The sequence below is a fragment of the Clostridium culturomicium genome, from assembly GCF_000821305.1.
In the GTDB taxonomy this organism is placed as follows: domain Bacteria; phylum Bacillota; class Clostridia; order Clostridiales; family Clostridiaceae; genus Clostridium_J; species Clostridium_J culturomicium.
In genome coordinates, this window is the sequence record NZ_CCXK01000015.1 from 324,494 (window position 1) to 349,062 (window position 24,569).

General features: G+C 31.6%; 20 protein-coding genes, 2 pseudogenes and 1 riboswitch. Of the genes and pseudogenes, 3 read left to right on the forward strand and 19 right to left on the reverse strand.

Features of this window, described 5'->3' with window-relative positions; genetic code table 11:
• Positions 1–32: 32 nt before the first annotated feature.
• The 10 genes from kdd to BN1075_RS08455 all read right to left on the reverse strand — a co-directional run bounded on the left by kdd (position 33) and on the right by BN1075_RS08455 (position 12,790).
• Complete coding sequence (gene kdd / locus BN1075_RS08410) at positions 33–1,070, reverse strand: L-erythro-3,5-diaminohexanoate dehydrogenase (protein ID WP_040192678.1); 1,038 nt, start codon at positions 1,068–1,070, stop codon at positions 33–35.
• 28 nt (positions 1,071–1,098) lie between these two features.
• Positions 1,099–1,941, reverse strand: coding sequence for a 3-keto-5-aminohexanoate cleavage enzyme (gene kce, locus BN1075_RS08415; RefSeq protein WP_040192679.1), 843 nt, complete (start codon positions 1,939–1,941; stop codon positions 1,099–1,101).
• Positions 1,942–2,006: 65 nt separating this feature from the next.
• Positions 2,007–2,387 carry a 3-aminobutyryl-CoA ammonia lyase gene (kal, locus tag BN1075_RS08420; RefSeq protein WP_040192680.1) on the reverse strand — a complete coding sequence of 127 codons (381 nt, stop codon included), beginning with the start codon at positions 2,385–2,387 and terminating at the stop codon, positions 2,007–2,009.
• A 123-nt stretch (positions 2,388–2,510) separates the two neighbouring features.
• A riboswitch (Lysine riboswitch) is annotated at positions 2,511–2,680 on the reverse strand.
• Positions 2,681–3,152: 472 nt separating this feature from the next.
• The gene (locus tag BN1075_RS08425; protein ID WP_040192682.1) at positions 3,153–3,689 is read right to left on the reverse strand and encodes a hypothetical protein; all 537 of its coding nucleotides are present in this window, start codon (positions 3,687–3,689) and stop codon (positions 3,153–3,155) included.
• A gap of 177 nt (positions 3,690–3,866) precedes the next feature.
• Positions 3,867–4,709: a formate/nitrite transporter family protein gene (locus BN1075_RS08430; RefSeq protein WP_040192683.1), complete on the reverse strand. Its 843-nt coding sequence runs from the start codon at positions 4,707–4,709 to the stop codon at positions 3,867–3,869.
• 129 nt (positions 4,710–4,838) lie between these two features.
• On the reverse strand, positions 4,839–5,837 hold the full coding sequence (locus BN1075_RS08435; protein ID WP_040192684.1) for a hypothetical protein: 999 nt from the start codon (positions 5,835–5,837) through the stop codon (positions 4,839–4,841).
• 285 nt (positions 5,838–6,122) lie between these two features.
• The gene (locus BN1075_RS08440) at positions 6,123–8,150 is read right to left on the reverse strand and encodes a urocanate hydratase (RefSeq protein WP_040192685.1); all 2,028 of its coding nucleotides are present in this window, start codon (positions 8,148–8,150) and stop codon (positions 6,123–6,125) included.
• A 302-nt stretch (positions 8,151–8,452) separates the two neighbouring features.
• Positions 8,453–10,447, reverse strand: a complete 1,995-nt coding sequence (locus BN1075_RS08445) for an aminopeptidase (protein WP_052406474.1) — start codon at positions 10,445–10,447, stop codon at positions 8,453–8,455.
• Positions 10,448–10,626: 179 nt separating this feature from the next.
• Positions 10,627–11,649 carry a tRNA (adenosine(37)-N6)-threonylcarbamoyltransferase complex transferase subunit TsaD gene (gene tsaD / locus BN1075_RS08450; protein WP_040192686.1) on the reverse strand — a complete coding sequence of 341 codons (1,023 nt, stop codon included), beginning with the start codon at positions 11,647–11,649 and terminating at the stop codon, positions 10,627–10,629.
• A gap of 199 nt (positions 11,650–11,848) precedes the next feature.
• Complete coding sequence (locus tag BN1075_RS08455) at positions 11,849–12,790, reverse strand: hypothetical protein (protein WP_040192687.1); 942 nt, start codon at positions 12,788–12,790, stop codon at positions 11,849–11,851.
• A gap of 275 nt (positions 12,791–13,065) precedes the next feature.
• On the opposite strand from BN1075_RS08455, the gene BN1075_RS08460 reads away from it, so the two are divergent.
• Positions 13,066–13,737 (forward strand): RusA family crossover junction endodeoxyribonuclease, encoded by a 672-nt coding sequence (locus BN1075_RS08460; RefSeq protein ID WP_040192688.1) that lies wholly within the window; start codon positions 13,066–13,068, stop codon positions 13,735–13,737.
• A gap of 179 nt (positions 13,738–13,916) precedes the next feature.
• Here the strand turns inward: BN1075_RS08460 and BN1075_RS08465 are convergent, their stop codons facing one another.
• The 7 genes and pseudogenes from BN1075_RS08465 to BN1075_RS08490 all read right to left on the reverse strand — a co-directional run bounded on the left by BN1075_RS08465 (position 13,917) and on the right by BN1075_RS08490 (position 19,353).
• Entirely contained in the window at positions 13,917–14,513 is a 597-nt protein-coding gene (locus BN1075_RS08465) for an NAD(P)H-dependent oxidoreductase (protein ID WP_040192689.1), read from the reverse strand.
• Between the two features lie 42 nt (positions 14,514–14,555).
• Positions 14,556–15,437: a pirin family protein gene (locus tag BN1075_RS08470; protein WP_040192690.1), complete on the reverse strand. Its 882-nt coding sequence runs from the start codon at positions 15,435–15,437 to the stop codon at positions 14,556–14,558.
• Between the two features lie 93 nt (positions 15,438–15,530).
• Positions 15,531–15,974: a MarR family winged helix-turn-helix transcriptional regulator gene (locus tag BN1075_RS08475; RefSeq protein WP_040192691.1), complete on the reverse strand. Its 444-nt coding sequence runs from the start codon at positions 15,972–15,974 to the stop codon at positions 15,531–15,533.
• Between the two features lie 338 nt (positions 15,975–16,312).
• Positions 16,313–17,656, reverse strand: coding sequence for a sensor histidine kinase (locus BN1075_RS20735; protein ID WP_052406475.1), 1,344 nt, complete (start codon positions 17,654–17,656; stop codon positions 16,313–16,315).
• The gene (locus tag BN1075_RS22500) at positions 17,656–18,162 is read right to left on the reverse strand and encodes an AAA family ATPase (RefSeq protein WP_407637970.1); all 507 of its coding nucleotides are present in this window, start codon (positions 18,160–18,162) and stop codon (positions 17,656–17,658) included. The genes BN1075_RS20735 and BN1075_RS22500 overlap by 1 nt, the downstream gene beginning before the upstream one ends.
• Positions 18,148–18,574: pseudogene (locus BN1075_RS22505) on the reverse strand (ATP-binding cassette domain-containing protein); the annotation flags it as partial. The gene BN1075_RS22500 and the pseudogene BN1075_RS22505, both read right to left, overlap by 15 nt.
• 86 nt (positions 18,575–18,660) lie before the next feature.
• Positions 18,661–19,353: pseudogene (locus tag BN1075_RS08490) on the reverse strand (response regulator transcription factor).
• Between the two features lie 137 nt (positions 19,354–19,490).
• On the opposite strand from BN1075_RS08490, the gene BN1075_RS08495 reads away from it, so the two are divergent.
• Positions 19,491–20,099 (forward strand): DUF4230 domain-containing protein, encoded by a 609-nt coding sequence (locus BN1075_RS08495; RefSeq protein WP_197072292.1) that lies wholly within the window; start codon positions 19,491–19,493, stop codon positions 20,097–20,099.
• A 47-nt stretch (positions 20,100–20,146) separates the two neighbouring features.
• Here BN1075_RS08495 and BN1075_RS08500 read toward each other — a convergent pair whose 3' ends face one another.
• Positions 20,147–20,521 (reverse strand): CoA-binding protein, encoded by a 375-nt coding sequence (locus tag BN1075_RS08500; RefSeq protein ID WP_040192692.1) that lies wholly within the window; start codon positions 20,519–20,521, stop codon positions 20,147–20,149.
• Between the two features lie 167 nt (positions 20,522–20,688).
• Positions 20,689–22,248, reverse strand: a complete 1,560-nt coding sequence (locus BN1075_RS08505) for an alanine/glycine:cation symporter family protein (RefSeq protein ID WP_040192693.1) — start codon at positions 22,246–22,248, stop codon at positions 20,689–20,691.
• A 312-nt stretch (positions 22,249–22,560) separates the two neighbouring features.
• Here BN1075_RS08505 and BN1075_RS08510 point away from each other — a divergent pair, with 312 nt between their 5' ends.
• Positions 22,561–24,549, forward strand: a complete 1,989-nt coding sequence (locus BN1075_RS08510) for a fructose-bisphosphatase class III (protein WP_040192694.1) — start codon at positions 22,561–22,563, stop codon at positions 24,547–24,549.
• Positions 24,550–24,569: the final 20 nt, after the last annotated feature.

The window sequence follows — 24,569 nt, forward strand, 5'->3', positions numbered from 1 at the left end:
ATTGAGATTTAATCTTTCTTGGTCTAAATGGATTAAACGTATAATTCTTTGAATATTTGTCTTAATTCTGCATTCTCTTTTAATTCTTCAAGAGTTATTTCCGCATGTCCCTCTGTATAGCCGTTTCCAACTATCATAGTTACATCTTTACCTACACCTTCAGCTCCTAATGCAGCTTTTGTAAATGCTGTAGCCATTGAGAAGAAATAAACTATTCCCTTATCTCTTACTGGAAGAATTGTAGACATTTCTGTATTTTGAACGTTAACTATGTTTATAGCTACGTCAACTTCTTTACCGTTGTTGTTTTCTAAAGCTTTATTCATTACATCGATAGCTTTGGTAGCATCTCCGATAACTATTTTCATTCTTAAATTTAATCTTCTTAATCTTTCAGCTTCTTCTTCATTTCTTACAAGTCCGATTACGTTTCCTGTTGGGCCTACTCTTTTAACAGCTTCGTAGCAGCAAAGCATTCCTGATTTTCCTGCAGCTCCTAATAAAAGAACAGACTCACCTGGCTTAACTAGTTTTGCAACTTGAGCTGGTGCTCCTGCAACGTCTAATGCAGCTAGTGCTAGAGTTTCTTCTAAATCATCTGGAAGTTTAGCATATATTCCACTTTCGAATAATATTGCTTTACCTTTGATTTCAACTCTGTCAATGTCAGGTTTAACATCGATGATTTCTTCAATTTTAAGTGGAGTTAATGATAAAGAAACTAGTGTAGATATCTTGTCCCCAACTTTAAGATCTATATTTCCTTCTAAAGCTGAACCTATTTTCTCTATTTTACCGATAAGCATTCCGCCTGAACCAGTTACAGGGTTTTGCATCTTACCTCTTTCGTTAACGATTTCTAAGATTTTAGCTTTTATTTTCTCTACATCATGTCCTGCTTCTTCTTCTATTTGAGTAAAACTTGCAGAGTCGATGTTAAGCGCTTGTACATCTATTAAAATTTCATTATCATATATTTCCATATCGTTATCTATTTTTAAAGCTGGTTGTGGTAATACACCTTTTGGTTCAATTACTCTGTGTGTTCCGTATTTACATCCTTTTCTCATGATAAAATTCTCCCTTCGGTCCCTATTTCTATATTTTATAAGCTACTGTTTCAGCATCTAATCCTAATATTTCTCTTGCCTCTGCTGGTGTTGCAATTTCTCTTCCTAACTCTTTTGCTAGTCTGACAACCTTTTCAACTAACTCAGCATTGCTATTTGCCATTACACCTTTAGATAAGTAAACGTTATCTTCGAAGCCAACTCTAACATGTCCACCATCTATGATTGACATCATTGCTAATGGGAACTCATTTCTTCCTATACCTGATACAGTATAAGTACTTCCTTCTGGAATACTACCTCTCATAAATACAAAATCTCTAAGATTAGCGCTTATTCCACCGTTTACTCCCATTACAAAGTTGAAATGCATTGGTGCTTTTATATATCCTTTTTTGTGAAGTCTGATTGCCATGTCAATCATTCCTTTATCGAAAACTTCGATTTCAGGTTTAACATTCAGCTGAATCATCTTTTCACCAAATTCTTTTATAGTGTTTTCTGTATTAACAAAAATTTCGTCTCCACCAAAGTTACAAGTTCCACAATCAAGTGTCGCCATTTCTGGAGCTAAATCGACAGGTTGAAGTCTTTCTTCGTTGCTCATTCCGACTGCTCCACCAGTTGATGGCTGAACTATAACATCTGGACATCTTCTTTTTATTTCTGCTATACAAGCTTCAAATCTATCTCTACTTTGTGTTGGAGTACCATCATCTTCTCTAACATGGAGATGTATTATAGATGCTCCTGCTTTGTAAGCCTTTTCAGCTTCTATACCTATTTCTTCAACAGTATATGGAACTGCAGGGTTTTGAGCTTTAGTTACCTCTGCACCGCATATAGCTGCTGTCACAATAAGTTTTTCCATTTTAACTGCCTCCTCGAACCTAAAATAGTTAATTTTTTAACATGTTTCTGCAATTTTTTCATTGCTTACTTTCTTTTTTTATCAGCTGGTACTACACAAGTCCCTGTCGCTCTACAAACAACTATCGGTTCTTCTAGTACATCACATGCTGAATCATTAATGTCAGGTCTTGGAACAATTACTTTTCTAGCTTCAAAAACCATCTTTCTTGATGTATTTCCTACTTTAACTATTTCTCCAACAGCTTCAATATAGTCTCCTGCATAAACAGGTGCCATAAATTCAACGCTGTCGTAAGCTTTAAATAATCCTTCATCTCCATCATTCAGGATTAAAAGCTCCGTGGCAACATCTCCAAATAGTTGTAGCATTCTTGCTCCATCAACTAGGTTCCCGCCGTAATGAGCGTCGTGTGAACTCATTCTTAATCTGATTAATGATTTCATTTTCATTTCCCCCTTAAAAATAAATTTATTAATCTTTTGCCAAAATAAAAATGGCATTGAAAATATTCAATACCATTAACATACAAACATGTGCTGAACTATTAATGTAATGAATATCTTCATTATATAAATAGCTCACCAAAATTATGGCAGTGATAAAGCCTTGTGCCTTATCCCCAAGCGATGCATAATACCCGTGCATCCTTTCGGCTTACAAACAATTCGCCATAACATCAGAGGGTAATCTCCTTATTATTTATGGTTACCAATTTATAAGCACCTCTACTTATTTCGTACTATATCAATTTTTAAATGTTTGAATTTTTCAAACACTCTTCCTACAATCTGATTATAATTTTATTTTTCTGAAAATGCAATAGATTTTTGTAAATATTTTTTGTAATTTTCTAAATTTATTTTAAAGTTTTTATTTTATGTATAATTATATTTTAAATTTATGAAAACGTTTCATAAATTTGTTGTTCTATATACCCTTTTTCTTTTTATAATAATGAATCTTTCTTCAAGTAACCATCGCTAATTATGATATAATGACTTGCAATTAAGTATTATAAATTTACTTTTGTAAAAACCTCACCTTTTATTTGTATCTAATCATAGTTTAAAAGCGAAGAATAATTAAGAGATTTAAATCTATAACTTTTATTCAACAGCCTCTATAAAAGTCATTTGCTTTTTCTTAAGATATCATTCTTCGCTTTAATTTTAATTAGATATATTCTCTTCGAATATTTTTTTTGTTCATTATTTTTTTATTATCTCCATATAAACCTCTTCTCCAAGACTATCCCATAACTCTGTTATATCTTGAAATGTCTCTATGGTTTCCATTAAAGTTCTCTTATATTCATTCTCTGACCATCTATGCCCACATCCAATTGAAATCCTTATATACTTCCTAAGAAATGGCCCTAGATTATTACTAAAAGATCTAGAAATATATTCATTATTACCATCACTGACTACTATGCATACTTCTCGCTGCTTAATTAGGTTGTAAAGCAGCTTCAATGAATTACTATCAAAGTAGTTAAAATGAAATGGATAGAACTTTTCATTAAAATTATCCTTTACCTGAACCATTAAATGGGCTGATAAGGTATTTCTCTTTTTTATAATACCTCCCTTAATGTGAAACTCCATTGTCCAGGGGGCATCCATAAAATTTTTAAATCTATCTTTAATTATTATAAAGGTAATATTTTTGTGATTAATTCGCTCTTCCACTAAGGCTGAGGCTCCTAAAGGCAAATCTTTAATTATTCTATTTATAGACTTCACTTTACCCCCTCCTAAAGCTTACATTACTTTCAATCTTGAAAATAATGTCATATCCTAATTATATCTTATATGTTAACAATTTCAAGGAAATTTATTAAAATTTATATAACATATTACTTATATAAGCAAAAAACACAATGAAATTTATAAAAATCTCATTGTGTTTTCATATATTAGTTAAGCAGCTTTATTTACATCATTTTTAGCATTACATTTTCTAAAAATAAACCAATATGTTAAACCAACGATAACAGCGCCACCGATTATATTTCCTATTGTTACTGGTAATAGGTTGCTGAATACTCCAGCTAAATTTAAATTATCAAGCTTTTCAGCTGATACGTGAGAAGCTTCAACAAATGCTGGATTAGTTTTTGCAAGTAATCCAATTGTAAAGTAGTACATATTAGCAACACAGTGCTCGAATCCTGCGATAACGAAAGCTAATATTGGAAAGAATCCCATGAATAATTTTCCTGTAACATCTTTAGCAGCATATGTTCCCCAAACACAGAAACAAACAATTATATTACAAAGTATTCCACTAGCTAAAGCTGGTCCAAATTCTATGCTTGCTTTTGTTGCAGCTACCTTAACCGCATATCCACCAACAGTACCTGTTGTTAAAAGTCCAGCAGCATAAACTAATACTGCTACTAGGGCAGCCCCTATAAAGTTTCCAATCCAAACGATTGCCCAGTTCTTAAACATTTGTCCTGTTGTAATTCTCTTCTCAGCCCATGCTACACTTAATAGGGCATTACCAGTAAATAGCTCAGATCCACATATTAATACAAATATTAATCCTACTGGGAATACTATTCCAGCTACAAACTTTTGAAGACCCGGATCGCTGATTCCGTGTGATGCAACTGATGATGCATATGCACCTAATGCTATAAATATTCCTGCACAAATACCTAAGAAAAGAGTTTGTACACTTTTGTTATTAGCTTTTTTATACCCAACTTCTTCTACATAAGTAGTTATTTCGTCAGGAGAAAGCATCATTTTACTCATAAAATATCCTCCTATTGTTGTTACCTATAAATTTAAAGTCCACGGACTATTATATTTAATACTTAGTGCACTGTCAACGAAAAAATATGACAGATTTTAATATTAATTGCATAGCGAAAAACAAAAATATTACCTAGAAAACCAGGTAATATTTTTTATTCCAAGATCTGTCCAAGATTTATCTATATCTGTTATTTCACTTTTAAAAGTATCCTTTAAAATACCTTTTAATTTACTAGAGTTCTCACCTATGCTTTTGTTAACTTCACTCAAGTCCTTAACAACAAATTCCTCATCTATTACTTCAGCATAGACATCTTGATTTAAAATAACTACCTTATCTCCATCATAAGCAAGCTCTCCATATATTTCATAAGGTTTATCGATAACTTTTAAATCCTTCAATTTATTCTTTTCCATTTTAGCTGTATATAAGTATTCTTTCTGTTCAAAGGTTTTTCTATCAAATACAAAGGTTAGAAAGCTTATTTCCTTTCTATCTAATGATACTTTACCATTTAATAAAACCTCACCAGTTTTTTCTAATGTATAAATATTTTCATCATTTAAATAAATTGAGGTAACCCCTTGAGTATTAGCTCCATATACTAAGGTTTTTCCTTCATCAAGAACATCTATCAAAATCCCTTTGCAGCTATTAATTAACTTTAAAGTCTCACTGTCATACACCAAATATTTATTAGTTGTTGGATTTTCATATACACCAACTACTATCAAATTTCCAAACCATTTCAAATAGGATATTTCACCTTCATCTTCAATCTCTAAAACTGTATTTTCCATGGTTTTAACATCATAAATATTTATTTTACTTTTATCATCTATATATTTAAATACAACTTTTTGCGAATCCTCATTAAAAGATGAAAATTCCTTTTGTTTTGCTAATTCACCAATTGGCTCTAAATAACTATAGTTTTTATCATATAAGTATATATTGTTATTTTTTTCGATAATTGCACTGGTATAGTCAACATCTTTAATAAAGCTATACTCATCAGTGCTTTTTTTACCATTATCACAGCCAGTAAAAACTATTAGCGAGAGTAACATAATAACAGTCGATAAAATAATGTTAAATTTCCTATTTTTCTCTTTAAAATCCACTTTATATGCACTCTCCTTTCATATTTCCCTTAATAGCCTAGTTAATTATACTACTGCGAATTTACTCATTCAATATAGATTTTAGATTTTCACGAACTATTAATTAAGTATTAATACTTATAAATCTCTTCATACTTTATATACGGTGAACATCCTCAAAAAATCAATAAACTTATTGTAAACTTTATTCATTTATACATAAAAACATGGCTGTGATTATCTACACTTTTCAGCTCAATCACAAACCATGTCTATATTGTTATATTATAAGTTACCGTTAATCTTTTATTTCTTTAAAGCTTCTGCTACAACCTTTTTAATTAAATCTTCCTTTGGTATATATGGAAGTGTAATATGGTCTGTTGCAGCATTCTTATCATTATATTCCATACTTGTTTCTATGGAGTTTGGATTTCTTGCCCAAGCCCTTCTAGCAACTCCTCCCATAACATCCCATGCCATGGAAAGCCTTATGATATTATCAACTCTTTCACTGCCATCAAGAACTAATCCAAATCCTCCATTGATTGATTTGCTTGTTCCAACACCACCACCATTATGAAGGGCTATAAGACTCATACCTCTTGCTGCATTACCAGCAAAACATTGAATTGCCATTTCAGCCATCATGTTACTTCCATCTTTAATGTTTGAAGTTTCTCTGAATGGTGAATCTGTTCCACTAACATCATGGTGGTCTCTGCCAAGCATTATTGGTCCAACTTCTCCATTTCTCACCATCTCATTGAACTTAAGGGCTATTCTCATTCTTCCTTCAGTATCCTGATAAAGAATTCTAGCTTCAGTTCCAACAACTAACTTATTCTTTTCAGCATCTCTAATCCAAATGTAGTTATCTCTATCTTGACCTCTTCTATTTGGATCAATACACTCCATTGCAGCATGGTCAGTTTTCACTAAATCCCCATGGTCATGACTAAGGCAAACCCATCTGAATGGCCCATATCCATAGTCAAATAGCATTGGTCCCATTATATCTTCTACATAGGATGGATAAATAAATCCATCTTTTTCATCTACACCATTCTTAGCAATATCCTTGCCACCTGCATCATAAATAGCCTTCATGAAAGAGTTACCATAATCAAAGAAGTAAACACCTTTAGCAACCAGTTTCTTAACTAAGTCATAATGTTTAAGAAGAGTCATATCTACAAGTTCACAGAATTTCTTCCTATCTTCTTTTAACAATCTTGTTCTTTCCTCAAAGGAAATTCCAACTGGTGCATAACCTCCATCATAAGCAGCATGGCATGAAGTCTGATCAGAAAGCAAGTCTATATGCACATCATTTTCTAAAATATATTCTAATAAGTCTACTATATTTCCATGATATGCAATAGAAATTGTTTCTTCCTTCTCAGCATATTCACAAGCCACCTTAACGACTTCTTCAAGATTATCTGAAATCATTGTAACCCATCCTTGATCGTGTCTAGTTTTTATTCTAGAATAATCAACCTCTGCAATGATTCCAACTCCATTTGCAATTTCAACAGCTTTTGGCTGAGCACCACTCATTCCTCCAAGTCCAGATGTTACGAAAATCTTTCCTCTTAAATCTCCATCATCAGCCACTCCGAGCTTAAGCCTTCCTGCATTAACGATGGTATTAAAGGTTCCATGAACAATTCCTTGTGGGCCTATATACATCCATCCACCAGCAGTCATTTGACCGTAGTTAGCAACCCCTAATTGTGTTGCAAGATGAAAATCCTTAGGATTATCAAACATTCCAACCATTAATCCATTTGTAGTTATAACCCTTGGTGAAGTTTTAGAACTTCTGAATAACCCAAGTGGATGTCCACTTTCAACAACAAGTGTCTGCTCATCGGTGATAACCTCTAAGTATTTCATAATTAATCTATACTGCATCCAGTTTTGGCATACTTGACCTGTTTCTCCATAGGTAACTAACTCATATGGATATAATGCTACCTCAAAGTCTAGATTGTTATCAATCATAACCTGGAAGGCCTTCCCTTCAATACAATTTCCCTTATATTCATCAATAGGCTTTCCACTTAACTTACCCTCAGGTCTGAATCTATATCCATAGATTCGTCCTCTTGTCATAAGCTCTTCCAAAAACTCTGGTGCCAAAGCTTCATGGAACTCTTCCGGAATATATCTTAGTGCATTTTTAAGAGCAAGCTCTGTTTGAGCTGGTGTTAAATCATATCCCCTGTCTGGAGCTCTTCTAATTCCTTCTTGAAATTTAGGCATCTCTGGAAGTGCGTCATCTAACTTAACTGTCATCTTGCTTTTAATATCAATGTTACTAATCATACAAATCCCCCCATGATCATTATGTTAATTTAGAATTTAAAACTAAGAATGTAGAATGATGGATGGAATCCCTTCAGGATTTCTTTTATTTGATTTATCTAATCAAATTTTCAATTTGGTTAGGTGAGTTAAATACCTCTAGTACACCTAAAAGCATTTAAATCCTTAATTTTTCAAAAATATGTTAAAGCTTTCCGAATACAGTGAGTAGATACCTCCTGAATTCTTAATTCTCATTCAATAATTCTTAATTCTACATTCCGTAATGCTTAATTAATTAAAAACCCTATTTTAAATTTATTCTAAACTTCCTGCGTAAAAGGTTCATTCAACTCTTCTGTGCCATCAAGAACAAATCTTCCTGATTTAATAACCTCTATAACTTCCCCATTTTTAGTTATAGCATTAATTGACCCAATACTATCATAAGGTATAGTGATATCAGTGTGGCATTGAGTATATGCATTATTTTTATCAGTCTTTCTTAAGATAGACTTTTCATTATCTTTTGCAACAATCTCTTTCCCATCAAACTGATTATAAACTCTATTATCCTCACTATAAGAGTAGCAAGTATCACCTACCGCAAAATGTGGTCCCATTTTTTCCACAATAAGAACTGGTAAAATAGAAACTATGTCATGCTTCTGTGCAATTACATAAGCTAAAGTATTAGTTCCTATTGCAAATTCACCTAATGGCAGAGTCTTATGTGGGAATAAAAGATTCTCTTCAATGAACTTTTTATTTTTTTCTTCTTCATCAAAGTTTTTGCAACTATATTCCGCTACATAACCGTCCTTAAATAAAAGTTCAAGATCTACATATTTTAATCCATCTAAAAATACTTCCTCTACATGAAGAATTCCGTTTGTTCCTTCAAGAGTTGGTGATGTAAATACCTCTCCAACTGGAATATTAACAGTGGCTATACAGTTTTCAAAGTTAGTTTCCTTTTCTGGATTTTCAAGCGTATGCATTTTCACTTTAATATCAGTTCTATTTCCATTACAGCCCTTAACGTGGATAAACTCTCCTTTATCAAGAGCTCCAATAATGCTATTTTGAATTCTCTCCCATTTATCCGAATCAAGAGTATTAATTCTCATGGTATCAGCAAAAATTTCTTCAAATTTTTCTCCAATTTCAGGTGTTGGAAAGGCTATAATTGTAAAAGTAGTTTCTGTTGATGGTATAAACTTGTCTTGAGCTATTCTAATGCTTAAAGACACTTCTTGGAATACCTTACTTTGCTTCTCACTAAGCTTTAAGCTTGACCCCTTACTCTCTGGTGCAAAAGGGATCTCCCCAAAGGCTTCAAATACAGCAATTCCTGAATACCCCTTTAACTCTGCTTTATACTTTTCAAAGGCCTTCATAAGTTTTTCTTCCTTTAATTTACCCATTGCTTCATCATAGCAAAGAGCAAAATCAAATCTATGATCATAATCGTACTGCTTATTAACATCGGTTGTCATAACATTTGTCATCATTGCAGTTAATCCAAACTTCGCAAACTCTTTTATTACTTCCTTAACGATAGCTTCCTGACCTACAAAGTAAACAACCTTTACTCTATCCTTAATTTTATAATCTTTGTTTTCTCTTTCAAAACTGTCCATGTATCCTTTAACCATGGTGTAAGCAATTTTCTCAACCCCCTCATAGGTTGAAAGGAATTTAGCTGTCTTTATCTCATTTTCTGTTATATATTTTCCATACTTAAATAAATATCTTAAATCTTCAGTATCAGCTTCCTGTACTATAGTTTTATACCCGCCATCAGTGTAAACAGCTAAATTTTTAACTCTTTCTTCACACTCAAACTCCATGGCTTCAGTCTCAAATTCACTAATTAAATTTAAAAGGACATCAGCATTATTGCCATATTCTACAACATAATTGTAGCTTTGAATAAATAGCTTTAAAAGTAGCTCTATATATTCTGTCTTGTGAGCAAAAACTAAGTTAATCACTTGATTTAACCTTCCATAAAGATATGTAACAATCTGTCCTAATTCTTTACCCAGCTTTGCCACAGCATAATCAGGATTTCCATAGCATGTCTTGTAGTTATCACCTATTAAATCTTCGTAGATTTCATGGTTTTCCTTTAACAGTTCTTCAAAAGATGTACTCTTAAAATACTCGTCATTTAACTTTTTCTCTAATGTACATAAGTTATAAAGCTTTTTTCCCTGTTTCTTGAAAAATACTAAAAGTTCATTCCCTTTGTCATCACATAAAGAAATTTCTTTTATCTTGTTTATTGTTACTTCACTTATCAATACTATCACTCACTTTCACTAATATCCATACTAAAACCCTACCATATTCAGAATATTAATACAATATTTTAACAGAAAATCCCTTAAGAATTTCTCCTTAAGGGACTTAAGTAAATAACCAAATCTATGTTTTGGTTAAATGAACTTACTCCTTGGAATATACATGACAAGGAGCTTACATTATCAATTTATCTTTGACCAAGTTTTAAGTTTGGTACTGCATTTAAAGTTAAATCTGCAACTCTTCCTGCCTTATATTCATAATATGCGGCACTTCCAATCATTGCTGCATTATCTGTACAAAGGATTGGAGCTGGGAAAAGCACCTTAACGCCTTCTTTTTCTCCCCTTGCAGTAAGCTTTGCTCTAAGATATGAATTGGATGCCACACCACCAGAAATAGCAATCTTATCAACCTTTTTCTCCTTGCATGCCTTCATAGCATTATCAACTAAAACATCTACAACAGCCTTTTGGAATGACGCTGCTACATCCGCCTGATTGTAGGTCTCACCCTTCATCTGTAATGAATTAAGATAATTAAGCACCGCTGACTTTACACCGCTAAATGAGAAATCTAATGTCTTATCATGGAAGTTTGCTCTTGGGAATTTTATTGCATCTTCATTTCCCTCTTTAGCAATTTTATCAATTTTAGGTCCACCTGGATATCCAAGCCCTATGGCTCTTGCAACCTTATCATAAGCTTCTCCCGCTGCATCATCTCTAGTCTCTCCAAGAACCTCAAAAGCCCCATAGTCCTTCATATGAACTATAAAAGTATGTCCTCCCGATACAACTAAAGTTACGAAAGGAGGCTGAAGCTCTTTATGTTGAATAAAGTTAGCACTTATATGTCCCTCTATGTGGTTAACCCCTATAAGTGGAACATTTAACCCATAAGCAAGGGATTTTGCATATTGAAGTCCAACAAGCAATGCTCCCACAAGACCTGGTCCGTAAGTAACTGCCACTGCATCTATATCTTCAAAGGTCATTCCTGCTTCCTCTAAAGCTTCTTCAACTACAGCTCCAATTGCTTCAATGTGCATTCTTGATGCCACCTCTGGAACAACTCCGCCAAACTTTTTATGTATATCTATTTGAGAAGCAATGACATTAGATAAAACTTCTCTTCCATCAACCACAACCGCTGCTGCTGTTTCATCACAACTTGATTCTATGGCAAGTATCTTAAAATTCTCTTTCATTTTGCACCTCGTAAAATAACCTTCATATTTTTTAGGTTTTAAGTAAATGTCCAAACCTTTGATTTGGTCTGCACATACTTACGCCATCAAATGTATATGAGAAGGAGTTTCCTTCACTTATTAGATTATACTTTAACTTTTCTCTTATATCAAACCCCTACTTATTTATAGAGTATGTCCTAACTTTAAATAAGTATAACTAGTGAACTTTATTGTTATTAAGTGAAACAACTTCCTTCGAAAAAATACCATGAATAACCTTTGCCTCATCACCTTCATATATATAAGGCTGCTTGTATGTTTTATATACTATTTCTCTTTTATTCCTAAAATCTGTTATATAAACCTCCCAATAGCGTCTTCTCCTCGAAGTACTTATTCTAATCCCTCCACCATCACCATGATTATGATGATGAGGACTTTCTTCATACCCTTTAACCCCAGTGCAGACACCTATAATAGATGTATATAATCCTAAAATATATTCTAAAATTGCTAAACAACATCTAATATAAATAATTAAAAATATGATATTAACTAAATTAATAGGTAAGGAATTATATAATAAATATAAGTAAAAAATAAAATATATAATGTTAAAAGACCTTAAATGCCTCTCCTTAAATGCTACTCTTTCAAATGGCCTTATCCATACCTTAAATCTCCACAATATGCTAGTGTCCTTAACACTACCACTAGTGCCATTCATTGCTTCTCGCCATTGTCTTTGAGTGTCATTTAAACCATGATTATGTAAGGCTCTAGATACCAATATTACATTTATATAAATCCCTTCCAAAATTACTCCTAAAGCAATAAAGTTGAAATTCTTTATCACAACTACAGCAAATATTATATATCCAAGATATAGTATGTTACCTGCCATAAGTGCCCTTGTCTTTTCTCTTAATATATCCTTCTCTTCCCGTGATAACCCTCGTGGCGTATTTAATATTCCCCCAATAGATACCCCAAATAAAGTAAATGCAAAGAATTGAATTATTCCTTCCACCTCAATTCCGTCAAGTATATTTATATCATATCCTAGGTGCTGTGCTGTTAAAACTAAAGTAATCACTGTCACAATTAACAATGCCCCTACACATAAATTCTTTAAAGATTTTAAATCTCTCTCATCCATTTCATTCATTCCCCTTAACACACTATTTATTATCTTAATTTTATACTATTAATGTATTATTTAATATCCCCTCTCTTCATTAACTCACATCAATTTTATCTCTAATCTCATATAAAGTAATATTAGAAACCCGCCATACTTGCTACCTCAAAATTATTTGCTTAACAATTATTCAAACATAAGTTCCTATGGTATAATAAATATTATATTTTTAGAAAGGAAGTGAGCTGCTGCAACCTTAATCAATACCTAATTTAAGGTTTGCTAATTATAGCATGAGTGAAATAAATTACGCCAAAGTGATTGTTAAAGGGTCTCCTATATCAAAATCTAACTTTAAGCTTTTTAATCCAATCACCAAAAGAGCAATACTTCCTTCAAACACAGGGCAATATCACGACAGATATGCCGTATATGAAGAAGAAATAGCTTATGAATGCAGTATTCAGAATCCTGGAGTTGTTCTAACAGAAGCTTTAATCGCCGTTTTAAAGGTTTATTATAAAAGTGAAAAACGTCATCCTGATACAAATAACATTACTAAAAGTATCCTGGACGGAGTTGAAAAGAGCGGCTTAATCATCAATGATGCCCAGGTAAGAAGATTAATAATTGAGGAATTCTACGATAAAAATAATCCACGTTTCGAGCTAGAATTATACGGTGAAAGCTCCTATGCCATGGATTATAAAATTGTAAAACTTGAAGAAAAACAAGAACCTATCAATTACGAACCACCTAGCAATAAGAAAAATCTAGGTATGAATTCTAAAGCTTCTGAAGCTTTAAAGTCAAAAGAAATCATTGAAAAGACGACTAAAACTTCTTCAAAATCCCAATTAGAAATATGTGATTTATGTAATAAACCTATAGATAGAGGAAATTCCATGTCATGCAATGGTGGTAAAAGCCATATATGCAAAAGCTGTTTTAAAAAATTATTTTAATATATAAAGCCTGCGATATACGTGTATCACAGGCTTTAACTTATGGTATGATTATCCATAACAGTATTAAATGATATTTCTTAATATACCATTATATTCATCTATTAGTTAATCTGAAATTTATCATTATTTATATTGGTAAAAGCTTTGTTCTATTTTATCTTTGTCTTAATATATATTTAAAATTTCTGTGCAATCAACTTAGATTTTTCTATTCCTTCTTCAATTTTGCCTTGAACATCTACACCTATAACATCTAAATTTTCTATTGCTATAGTTTCTATATCATTAATACCAAAGAATCCAAGTATAGTTCTTAAATATCTATCTCCCATTTCATATGGAGCATCCCCATATTCTCCACCTCTAGATACTATATGCACAGCTCTTTTATTATTTAAAAGTCCTACTGGTCCTTCTGCTGTATATTTAAAAGTTATTCCTGTAACACTTACATAATCAATATAAGCCTTTAATATTGAGGGTATACTTAAATTCCACATAGGTGCTGCAATTATATATTTATCTGCCTCTGCAAATTGATATGCATATCTTAATACTGGATGCTTCTTGCTCTCATCATTCTTAGGTCCAAATACTCCTCCCAAGTCCTCCGGTCTTAAAAAATCTATTTTCTCCTTATATAAATCTAAGACAATTAACTCATCCTGTGGATTATTCCTCATATACTCTTCTACAAAGCTGTCAGATACTTTAAAAGTCCTTGACTCTCCTTCATTTTTAATATTTGCTTTAATATATAGTACTTTACTCATTTCTTTCACTCCTTTTAACCTTATTATTTATTAATATTTATTTTAGAAGTTTTCTGTTCCAAATTTATTATTTCTAAAATCTTCATAGGCTCCATATATTTCTTCCTCTGTATTCATTACGAATGGACCATGTGAAACAATTGGCTCATCGATTGGTTGCCCACTTAGTACAATAAATAAAGATTCTTCAGTAATTGATTCAACTAAAATCTCACCCTCAATGTTATCAAATATAATAAAATCAGTTTCCTTACCTATATGATCTCCATTTATTTTAACTTCACCTTTTAGTACTAGTATTCCTGTATTAAAATCACTGGGTTCTTTTAATATAGTTTTACCATAATTCTTTAAATTTACGTTGTAAATATTTATCTCAGTAAAAGTACTTGCTGGACCTTTTATTTCATTAAACTCTCCAGCAATAATGCTCACTTCTCCCTGATTATTATCAAGCTTAAAAGCTCCCATATCCTCTTTTAATAAAGTTTGATATTTTGGCTCTGACATTTTCTTATCCTTTGGAAGATTAACCCAAAGTTGAATCATGTGTAAAATTCCGCCACTTTCACTAAATTCTTTTTCATGGTATTCCTTATGCAAAATTCCCGATGCAGCAGTCATCCATTGGACATCACCAGGCCCTATAACTCCATGATTGCTCTTATTATCATGATGTTCAATTTTCCCCTCATAAGAAATTGTTACAGTCTCAAATCCACGATGAGGATGTGCTCCAACACCCCTCCTAATTGATGATGGGCCATAATAATATGGTGCATGATAATCTAATAGTATAAATGGAGATAAACGTTTTATATCTTTTATGCCTACTGGTAAATATTGTGACACTCTAAATCCATCTCCAACCATATGAGGTTCTGGTCCTTTAAATATATTCTCTACTGTTCTAAATTTACTCATACATATCACTCCTATCTATTTTATTTGAAATTATATTATTATCTCATCCTAACTTATCACTAATTAGTGATATTTGTATAAATTTTTTTGTTCTTAGATGTTTTTAAATTTTTTCAAGATATTTTTTAAAGTAATTTGCTCTTCTTTAGTTAAAACACTAAAAATTTCACTGATATTTTCAATATGATTTGGTAAAATACCTTCAATAATTTGTTTTCCTTTATCTGTTATTGATATTATAGTAGATCTTTTATCCTTAGGATCTAAGTTCTTTTTTACTAACCCATCCTTCTCTAAATTTTTTATAACGACAGTTATATTCCCAGATGTGGTCAATATTTTTTCTATGATCTCACATATTCTTAAATCACCTTTATTATATAATACTTCTAATACTCCAAACTGAGCAGTAGTTAATCCACTTTCTTTTATAGTTTCTAATTCTTTTTTATGGATAGTATGCTCCGCTCTTGTGAATGTGATTAATGTAGATAATGCTAATTTATTCTCTTTAATTATATCTTTTATATCTTTCATTACTTTCATTCCTTTATATCTTTTATGAATTAAATATATCACTAATTAGTGATATTGTCAAACATACAACTTCATCTTAAAACTCCTATTTTCTATCTCTCCATTTATCATACAGCTGTTTATATCTTACTTTAATTATTCGGTAAATAATATAAGTAAAAATCCCTCAATCGAATTAAAAATTACAGTTGAGGACTTTTATATTATACACATTATCTCGTATATTTAATTATCCAGTTTTAATAAAACCTCATTTGTTTGTGATACGGTTCATCATTTATTGTTCTAAATACATAAATTCCCCCTTAACTATACTTCTTTATTAATTACACATTATCTCAACAACTCAATTCCCATCTACGTGTTATACCCAAACTATTATGCACTATATCAGCTTCTACATTTCCATTCATCTTCCCCATTAATTCTTTTACAATTGATAGTCCTAATCCAGTGCTATTAACCTTTCTTGCCTTATCTGCCTTATAAAATTTATTGAATAAATTATCAGCGTCTATTTCATCTTTATCTTGAATCTTATCTATTATCCTTAGTTCCGCTTTTTCCTTATATTTAACCAATGTTATTTTAACGTTACCTTTAGAATGCCGTGCTATATTTATCATTAAGTTTTCTAATACCCTTTTACTCCCAATATAATCCCCAACAATGTTTATTGCATCACTACATATTTCTATATCTGGTTCTATCCCCTTATCAGTGAACTCTTCATAAAAGCTTGTTAGTGTTTCAACTAAAACCTCCTTCAAGTCTATAGTTTCTAGCTTTCCTTTATATTTAGGATCTTCTACCACAGATAACATAAAGAACTGATTTAACAGCTCCTGCAAATCCTTTGATCTCTTGTCTGCTATTTCTATATACCTTTTCCTTTTTTCTTCAGATAGGTTATCCTTTCTTAGCATTTGAAGATAACCTTGAATAAAAGTTAATGGTGTCCTTAAATCATGAGATATGGATGAAATCTCAGGTTGTCCACAAATATCAATTAACATATATATGGGCATTTTATTTTGAACTGCTTTGCTTATAACATCAAATAAAGCACCATTCCCAAAGGTCATAAATAAAGCTGCCGCCGTTGAAATGACAACCTTACTTTTGAGAATAACTGATATTAATGTGTATAAGCTAACCATTGCAGCAAGTATAATAAGTACCACTAATGTAACTACAAGAATAATATTTAATTCATTTTTAGAGATCATTTTCTCTGGTGAAAATAAGAATGTTGCTCCAATCATAGAAAATACAATATAGGAAATACCAATTATACACACCCCAATATAATTTGAAATAAGACTTGATAAATACACCTTGCACTTATTATGACCATAGGATACCGTGTTTTTTAACACCCCATTGGAATATCTTGAAATTACTGAATCAGTAACTAGAAATATCATAGATAAGCAGGTAAAAATAACAAATCCTAGTGATGATCTAAAGATATTAATGTAATTTATATTATCTTTAATTCTCCCTATGTAAAACCCATACATTCTATCATTTCTAAAGGTAATATTTATAGATATAAAATCTTCACTCATACTGCACACTACGAAATATGCAATAACTAAAATTCCCATCACTATCATAGAATTTTTAAAGGTTTTACTTTTTCTCAATCTAAACAAATCAGCTTTTAATAAATTTATCATTATACATTTCCCCCAACAAGATTCATAAAATAGCTTTCTAAGTTATCTCCTGAAACTCCAACCTGATAAATTGTAATTCCGGCTTCAACTAAGGCTGTGGATACTTTTCCAGGGTCATTAATATAATCATAAATTCTAATTACTTCACCAGGTAAAACCTTATAATTTGTAGTTTTTAATATGTTTTCTAACACCCAAGCTGTCTGTTTTAAATCATTAGTTTTTACTTCTAATGCTTTTCTACACTTTTCATCTAGCTGCTTTTGAGTTAACTCTTCAACTAATTCTCCATTATTAAGAATCCCATAGCATGTGGCTAACTGATTTAACTCACTTAATAAATGACTAGAAATCAAGATTGTAACTCCTTTTTCTTTATTTAACCTCTTTAACAGTTCTCTCATATAAACTATTCCCATTGGGTCTAATCCATTGGTAAGTTCATCTAATATCAGAAACTCTGGATCTCCTAAAAGAGCCATAGTTAACCCTAGCTTTTGCTTCATCCCTAGTGAGAAGTCCTTTACCTTCTTTTTCTCTATATCCTTCAAGCCTACTAAGTTCTAATTTTTCTTTAATGCAGGCTTTTCCCGGAATCCCCTTCTGCAGCCTCAATAATTCCATATTATCATAAGCCGTCATATCTCCATAAAATGCTGACATTTCAATTAAGGCACCTATTCTTTTTCTTTCACTATTTAATGCTTTATGATTATCAGCATTAAATATTTCAATATCTCCGATCGTTACATTTGCAAGTCCTGTAATAAGCCTGATTAGCGTAGTTTTTCCAGCACCATTTTTACCAATTAAACCATATATATCTCCTCGTTTTATGTTCATGTTTAAATTTTTTAATACACATTTCTTATTATAGCTTTTATTTAAATTTACAGCCTTTAAAATATAATCTTCCATAAATCTAGCCCCCTTTTTTGTAACTAAGCTAATTATAAAAAATAGCTCCTAAATAACTACAAAGAAACTCTTAAGAAAGTCTTAAGTTAAATCTCTAGCTTGTACCCAATTCCCCATATAGTTTTTATATATTCTTCTTTAGCCTTTGCCTTATTTATTTCACTTCTAATATTGCTTATATGTACAGTTATAGTGTTATCGTCACTAATAAACTCATCTCCCTAGACACTCTTAAAGATATTATCCTTAGAAAATACCTTGTTGGGATACTTTATTAGTAAACTCAAAATTTCAAACTCCCTTAATGTCAAAGTTATTAGAGTATCATTTACAAAAGCTTCTCTTGTGTTTGAATTAAGAGCTATCTCTTTATACTTATACAAATTATCATCTATAGGAACACTCTTGCATTTCCTTCTTCTTATATTAACCTCAATACGAGCTAACACCTCATCTAAATCAAAGTGCTTAGTAATAAAATCCTCTGCCCCAGCTCTAAGTAACCTTGGTTTAATCCCTAACTCTTCCTTGGCTGAAATTATAATCACAGGCACTTCATACTTATTTTGAATTTCCTTCAAAACTTCTTCTCCATTTTTACCTGGAAGCATTAAATCTAGTAATACAATATGAAACTCTTCGTGCTTTAAATATATAAGGGCCTCTGTACCTGAATAAGCACTACTCACTTTATACCTGTTTTCTTCAAGCATATCCTTTAATAAGTTATTAATATCATTATCATCTTCTACAATTAAAATCTTTATTTCTTCATTCATAATAATCTTTCCCCTCACTATAATCCTATTTCATAATATCACTTTACAATACAAAGAAACACATTTATCATCTATAAAACATATTGATTCTCTGCTTTGCATAAACATTATTGAGGAAGTTTATGCGAGGTGATTTTTTGAAAAAAGGCAAATCTACTAAATTTATTACTATCTTAAAAAACATAAAGTGGATACTTCTCCTTGTCGTAATTATAAGTGGAGTTGTATATCTTAACTCCTTCACTACGAAAAAAGAGATTGAGAGAAAAAGTGATTTTGTTTCTGAAAAACTTGTTAACATATCGGAGCTTGCAACTGCTCGTTATGACTACTCCAACGTAATCTCCATTAAAGACAGTTTAAACTTTAAGGATATTTCAATTCCATTTACTGAAAAATCCTTTGTGATTAAATACACTGGATATATTACTGCTGGCCTTGACCTTACAAAGGCTACCTTTACTATTAATAATGATGTTCTAAATATAAACATTCCTCAATGTTCAATCTTATCACACACCATTAATGAAGATGAAATTTATGTATATGATGAAAAAACCTCTATTTTTAATCCCCTTACCATGGATGATATGCTTAAAGAAATTTTAGATGAAAAAACAAAAACTGAAGCTGAAGTTATAAAAGAAGGCTTTCTTGATAAAGTTACCGTGGATACAATACAACTTCTTAAAGAAATCTTTGCTGATTCTGACTTTAAAGATATAAAAGTTAATGTTGTAGTTTAAAAATAAAAAACTCCAGACGGAGTTTTTTATTTTATCTTTCAACATACTTACTTATTCAATTCAACATACATACATTTTTCAATTTCAATATTAAAGTCCATTTCCTTAGCCTTAGCAATTACTTCATCATTAAATGATCCAGGCTGAAACCATAAATTTTTGATTCCTTTTTCTTTTATTGCTGGAAGAGAAGCTAGAGCTATTTTAGGATTTACTATTATGTTAATTCCATCAACAACTGCTGGCACCTCATTTATATCTTTATATACTTTTATCCCATCAATAGTATCGTATTTGGGATTTATTCCATAAACAGTATATCCCTTATCTTCTAATGCTCTGAAAATTTTATAGCCATACTTACTCTTATCATCTGTAGCTCCTAATAATGCCCATCGTTTTAACCCTAGCATATCACTCATATTCTTTCTTCCTTTCAAAATTACTTTCTTATTAAGATAATTTTTTAATCTTAAACTTATACCTTCTTAGTGTTAGTAACTTTCATTTTTAAATTCAAATTAATAAAAAAAACTGCATTGAATTCTGTAAAAATTCAATGCAGCTTTCTGCTTCAGTAAGACTTTAATTAACCTACTTGTTTATTTTCTTTTAAATTATCATTCCAATAATCTGTCTCAATTCCAATATCTAATGAATTGAATCTTCCACCCTTACTGTTGTTGTAATTATCTAAAGCCTTAAATACTATCTTACATCCAACTAAAAGGATTGGCACGTTTGCATACACAACTAAAATGTTAACTAGGTCTGATATATACCAAAGGTTTCCAAGTTCTAATCCTGCTAAAACTGTTAAACACCCAAATGGTACAAATACTAAAGCACCTAAGCCTCTAATGAAGTTTATGCATTTCTTGCCTTTTGATATAAAGTTTCCTGATATCTCTGCAAATGCAATCATTCCAAGTAATGTTGTGAACGCAAACATCCCATAGCAGATTGATATTATAACTGAAACTATTGTATCAAAGGCAGTACCTGGAACTAAGTACTGAATTGATGATAGGTATAAGTTTAACTTTGAAACTCTCGCTGCTTCCCATGCTGCACTAGTTTCTCCAGTCCAAAGACTTGCCATTACAACAACTATACCAGTCATTGTAGCAATAACTATTGTATCTAAAAATACTCCTAGAGCTTGTACCAAACCTTGCTCTACTGGATGTTCATTATCTGCTACAGCAGCAGCCATTGTAATTGTACCTTGTCCAGCTTCGTTAGACATAAGTCCTCTCTTGATACCCTGTGCTAACGCAACTCCAAAGGCTCCTCCAAAAATAGCTTCTGGCTTAAAAGCACCTTGGAATACAGCTGTAAAGAAGTATGGAACCTTATCTAAGTTAAATAAGATTATTATTATTGTTAATCCAACATAGATTAATGCCATAACAGGAACTACCTTATCTGTAACTTTTATAACTCCTTTTATTCCTTTAAATACAGTTACCGCTACTGTTAAAATTAAACAAATAACAATTCCGTAATATAAAAATGATTGTCTATCATACACAGTACCTGTAATAGTTTCTACCACTGACCCTAGGCTTGTAACAACATTAAAGCTTTGAGCTGGAATACAAAACATTGCATACACAATAAATAGAATTGCTAAAGCAACTCCTACCCAATGTTTGTTGCCTAAAATCTTCTTTCCGTAGAAAGGTAATCCTCCAACGAATTCATCGCCTTTCTTTTCTTTGTAAATTTGAGCTAAAACTGCCTCAACAAAAGCAGTTGCCATTCCAAAGAAAGCCGAAATCCACATCCAGAAAATAGCTCCTGGTCCTCCAATACTAATGGCACCAGTAACCCCTACAATGTTTCCTGGTCCAATTCTCATTGCAGAGCTTAATAAAAAGGATGCTAACGGACTTACACCAGTCTCACAAGCTTTCTTCTCACTTAGAATTTTAACTCCCTTTTTAAACTTAGTTACTTGAACAAAGCCAGTTTTATAAGTAAAATATAAACCTGCACCCATTAAAATAACAATAGCTAATGAAAAGTTCCCTAATATGGGGATATTTTTATACCATGCCATATTAGTTGGAAAATCCCATAAAAAATCAGCTATTGGAACAATAAATTCAAATATACTGTTTATATAGTTGAAAAATATTTCCACTTTATTTCCTCCTTTATATTTACCTTTCGTTATAATAATTCTCTCAAACAGATATATACAATAGTATCATTATTTATAGTATATATCCATAGGTAATTACTTCAGGCTCGTTCATCCCCCAAAATTCTTAGATATATATTTTATATCATAAAAATATATATGTTTTAACTGCATATATTGTAACATATTGTTTTCACCCTAACCTATTAACAAACTATATAGATTTAATGTATAATATTAGTATATTATAATTACTATATAGTGCATTACATTTATTGTTTTATTTGCTATATTTAGTATAAGGAGATTATTATGAGTAAACATTGTGAAGTTAGTATTGATACAATTGAAAGTGACTTAAAATATCTAGAACTACTTTCTCATAACTTCCCTACTATCGCAGATGCTTCTACCGAGATAATAAACCTTGAAGCTATACTTAATCTGCCAAAGGGAACTGAACACTTTTTAACTGATTTACACGGGGAATATGAAGCATTTCAACATGTTCTTAAAAATGCTTCTGGAGTTATAAAAAGAAAAGTTAATGATATATTTGGTAATACATTACGTGAATCTGAAAAGAAAGCCTTATGTACTTTAATATATTATCCTGAAGAATATATAGATCTAGCCATATCCAAAGAAGATGATCCAAATGACTGGTATAAGATTACCTTAAACCAATTAATCCAAGTCTGCAGATATGTATCTTCAAAATATACGCGTTCTAAGGTTAGAAAATCTCTTCCACCTGATTTTTCTTATATCATTCAAGAGCTTCTTCATGAATCTCAATTGATTCCTGATAAACAAGATTACTTTAATGGTATCTTAAATACCATAATTTCAACAGGAAGAGCTAAAGACTTTATTGCTGCAATCTGTAACGTTATTCAAAGGCTTACAATAGATACATTACATATCGTTGGAGACATCTATGACAGAGGCCCTGGTGCCCACATAATAATGGATACTTTATGTAATTATCATTCCTTTGATATACAATGGGGAAACCATGATATCCTTTGGATGGGTGCTGCCGCTGGTAATGTGAGCTGTATCTGTAACGTTATTAGAATATGTACTCGATATGCAAACTTAGAAACATTAGAGGATGGATATGGAATAAACATTCTTCCATTAGCACGTTTTGCTATGGATGTATATGGTGATGACCCTTGCAATTCCTTTAAGCCTAGAGTAAATGATAATTACTACAAGGAAAAGGATCTAAAACTTATGGCTCAAATGCAAAAGGCAATTTCCATTATTCAATTTAAACTTGAAGGTGAGATAGTAAAAAGACATCCTGAATTTAAGATGGATGATAGAAACCTGTTAGATAAAATCAACTTTGAAAAGGGAACTGTAATGATTGATGGCAAGGAATATACTCTTAACGATACAAACTTCCCAACTATTGATCCAAATGATCCTTATAAGCTTACTGAAGAGGAAGCTTACCTTATTGATAGATTAAAGTCTTCCTTCTTAAATAGTGAAAAACTTGAAAAGCATATGAGATGTCTTTATTCTAAAGGAAGCCTATATTTAAAGAGTAATAACAACCTTTTATACCATGCATCTATTCCAATAGAAGCCAATGGTGATTTTAGAAAGGTTCGTGTTGGAAATAAAGATTACAAAGGTAAAATCTACTTAGATAAAGTAGATAGACTTGCCAGAGAGGCTTATTTCACTGAAAAAAATACGCCTGAAAAATTATATGCTTTAGATTATATGTGGTATCTATGGTGTGGACCTGATTCTCCATTGTTTGGAAAGAGCAAAATGGCAACCTTTGAACGATATTTTATAAATGAAAAAGAGCCCCAAAAAGAAATAAAATGCCCATATTTTGAGCATAGAGATAACGAGGAAATCTGTAATAAAATTCTTACTGAATTTGAATTATCTCCTGAAAAATCTCATATTATTAACGGGCATGTACCTGTTAAAACCATAAAAGGAGAAACTCCAATTAAAGCCAATGGAAAACTTCTTGTTATTGACGGTGGCTTCTCTAAAGCCTACCAGCCAGAAACTGGGATAGCAGGCTATACTTTAATTTACAACTCCTATGGACTTCAGCTTATTCAGCATGAACCTTTCGAGTCAACTCATACTGCAATAGCTCAAGGAAAAGATATTATTTCCACAACCTTTGTTGTAGAATATACAGCTAAAAGAATGAAGGTAAGAGACACCGATGTTGGTAAAGAGCTAATTAAACAGATTCATTACCTTCAAAAACTCCTTACAGCTTATAGAAAAGGTATTATAAAAGAGAGAAAATAAAATAAGAAATCTCAGAAAGC

Excerpts from the sequence above, each read along its gene's own strand:
- kal (WP_040192680.1), bottom strand. The coding sequence starts at position 2,387 with ATGAAATCATTAATCAGATTAAGAATGAGTTCACACGACGCTCATTAC.
- BN1075_RS08510 (WP_040192694.1), top strand. The coding sequence starts at position 22,561 with ATGAGTAAACATTGTGAAGTTAGTATTGATACAATTGAAAGTGACTTA.
- BN1075_RS22500 (WP_407637970.1), bottom strand. The coding sequence starts at position 18,162 with ATGAAGCAAAAGCTAGGGTTAACTATGGCTCTTTTAGGAGATCCAGAG.
- BN1075_RS08500 (WP_040192692.1), bottom strand. The coding sequence starts at position 20,521 with ATGAGTGATATGCTAGGGTTAAAACGATGGGCATTATTAGGAGCTACA.
- kdd (WP_040192678.1), bottom strand. The coding sequence starts at position 1,070 with ATGAGAAAAGGATGTAAATACGGAACACACAGAGTAATTGAACCAAAA.
- BN1075_RS08465 (WP_040192689.1), bottom strand. The coding sequence starts at position 14,513 with ATGAGTAAAGTACTATATATTAAAGCAAATATTAAAAATGAAGGAGAG.
- kce (WP_040192679.1), bottom strand. The coding sequence starts at position 1,941 with ATGGAAAAACTTATTGTGACAGCAGCTATATGCGGTGCAGAGGTAACT.
- BN1075_RS08440 (WP_040192685.1), bottom strand. The coding sequence starts at position 8,150 with ATGATTAGTAACATTGATATTAAAAGCAAGATGACAGTTAAGTTAGAT.
- BN1075_RS08430 (WP_040192683.1), bottom strand. The coding sequence starts at position 4,709 with ATGAGTAAAATGATGCTTTCTCCTGACGAAATAACTACTTATGTAGAA.
- BN1075_RS08460 (WP_040192688.1), top strand. The coding sequence starts at position 13,066 with ATGAGTGAAATAAATTACGCCAAAGTGATTGTTAAAGGGTCTCCTATA.
- BN1075_RS08470 (WP_040192690.1), bottom strand. The coding sequence starts at position 15,437 with ATGAGTAAATTTAGAACAGTAGAGAATATATTTAAAGGACCAGAACCT.
- BN1075_RS08475 (WP_040192691.1), bottom strand. The coding sequence starts at position 15,974 with ATGAAAGATATAAAAGATATAATTAAAGAGAATAAATTAGCATTATCT.
- tsaD (WP_040192686.1), bottom strand. The coding sequence starts at position 11,649 with ATGAAAGAGAATTTTAAGATACTTGCCATAGAATCAAGTTGTGATGAA.
- BN1075_RS08455 (WP_040192687.1), bottom strand. The coding sequence starts at position 12,790 with ATGGATGAGAGAGATTTAAAATCTTTAAAGAATTTATGTGTAGGGGCA.
- BN1075_RS20735 (WP_052406475.1), bottom strand. The coding sequence starts at position 17,656 with ATGATAAATTTATTAAAAGCTGATTTGTTTAGATTGAGAAAAAGTAAA.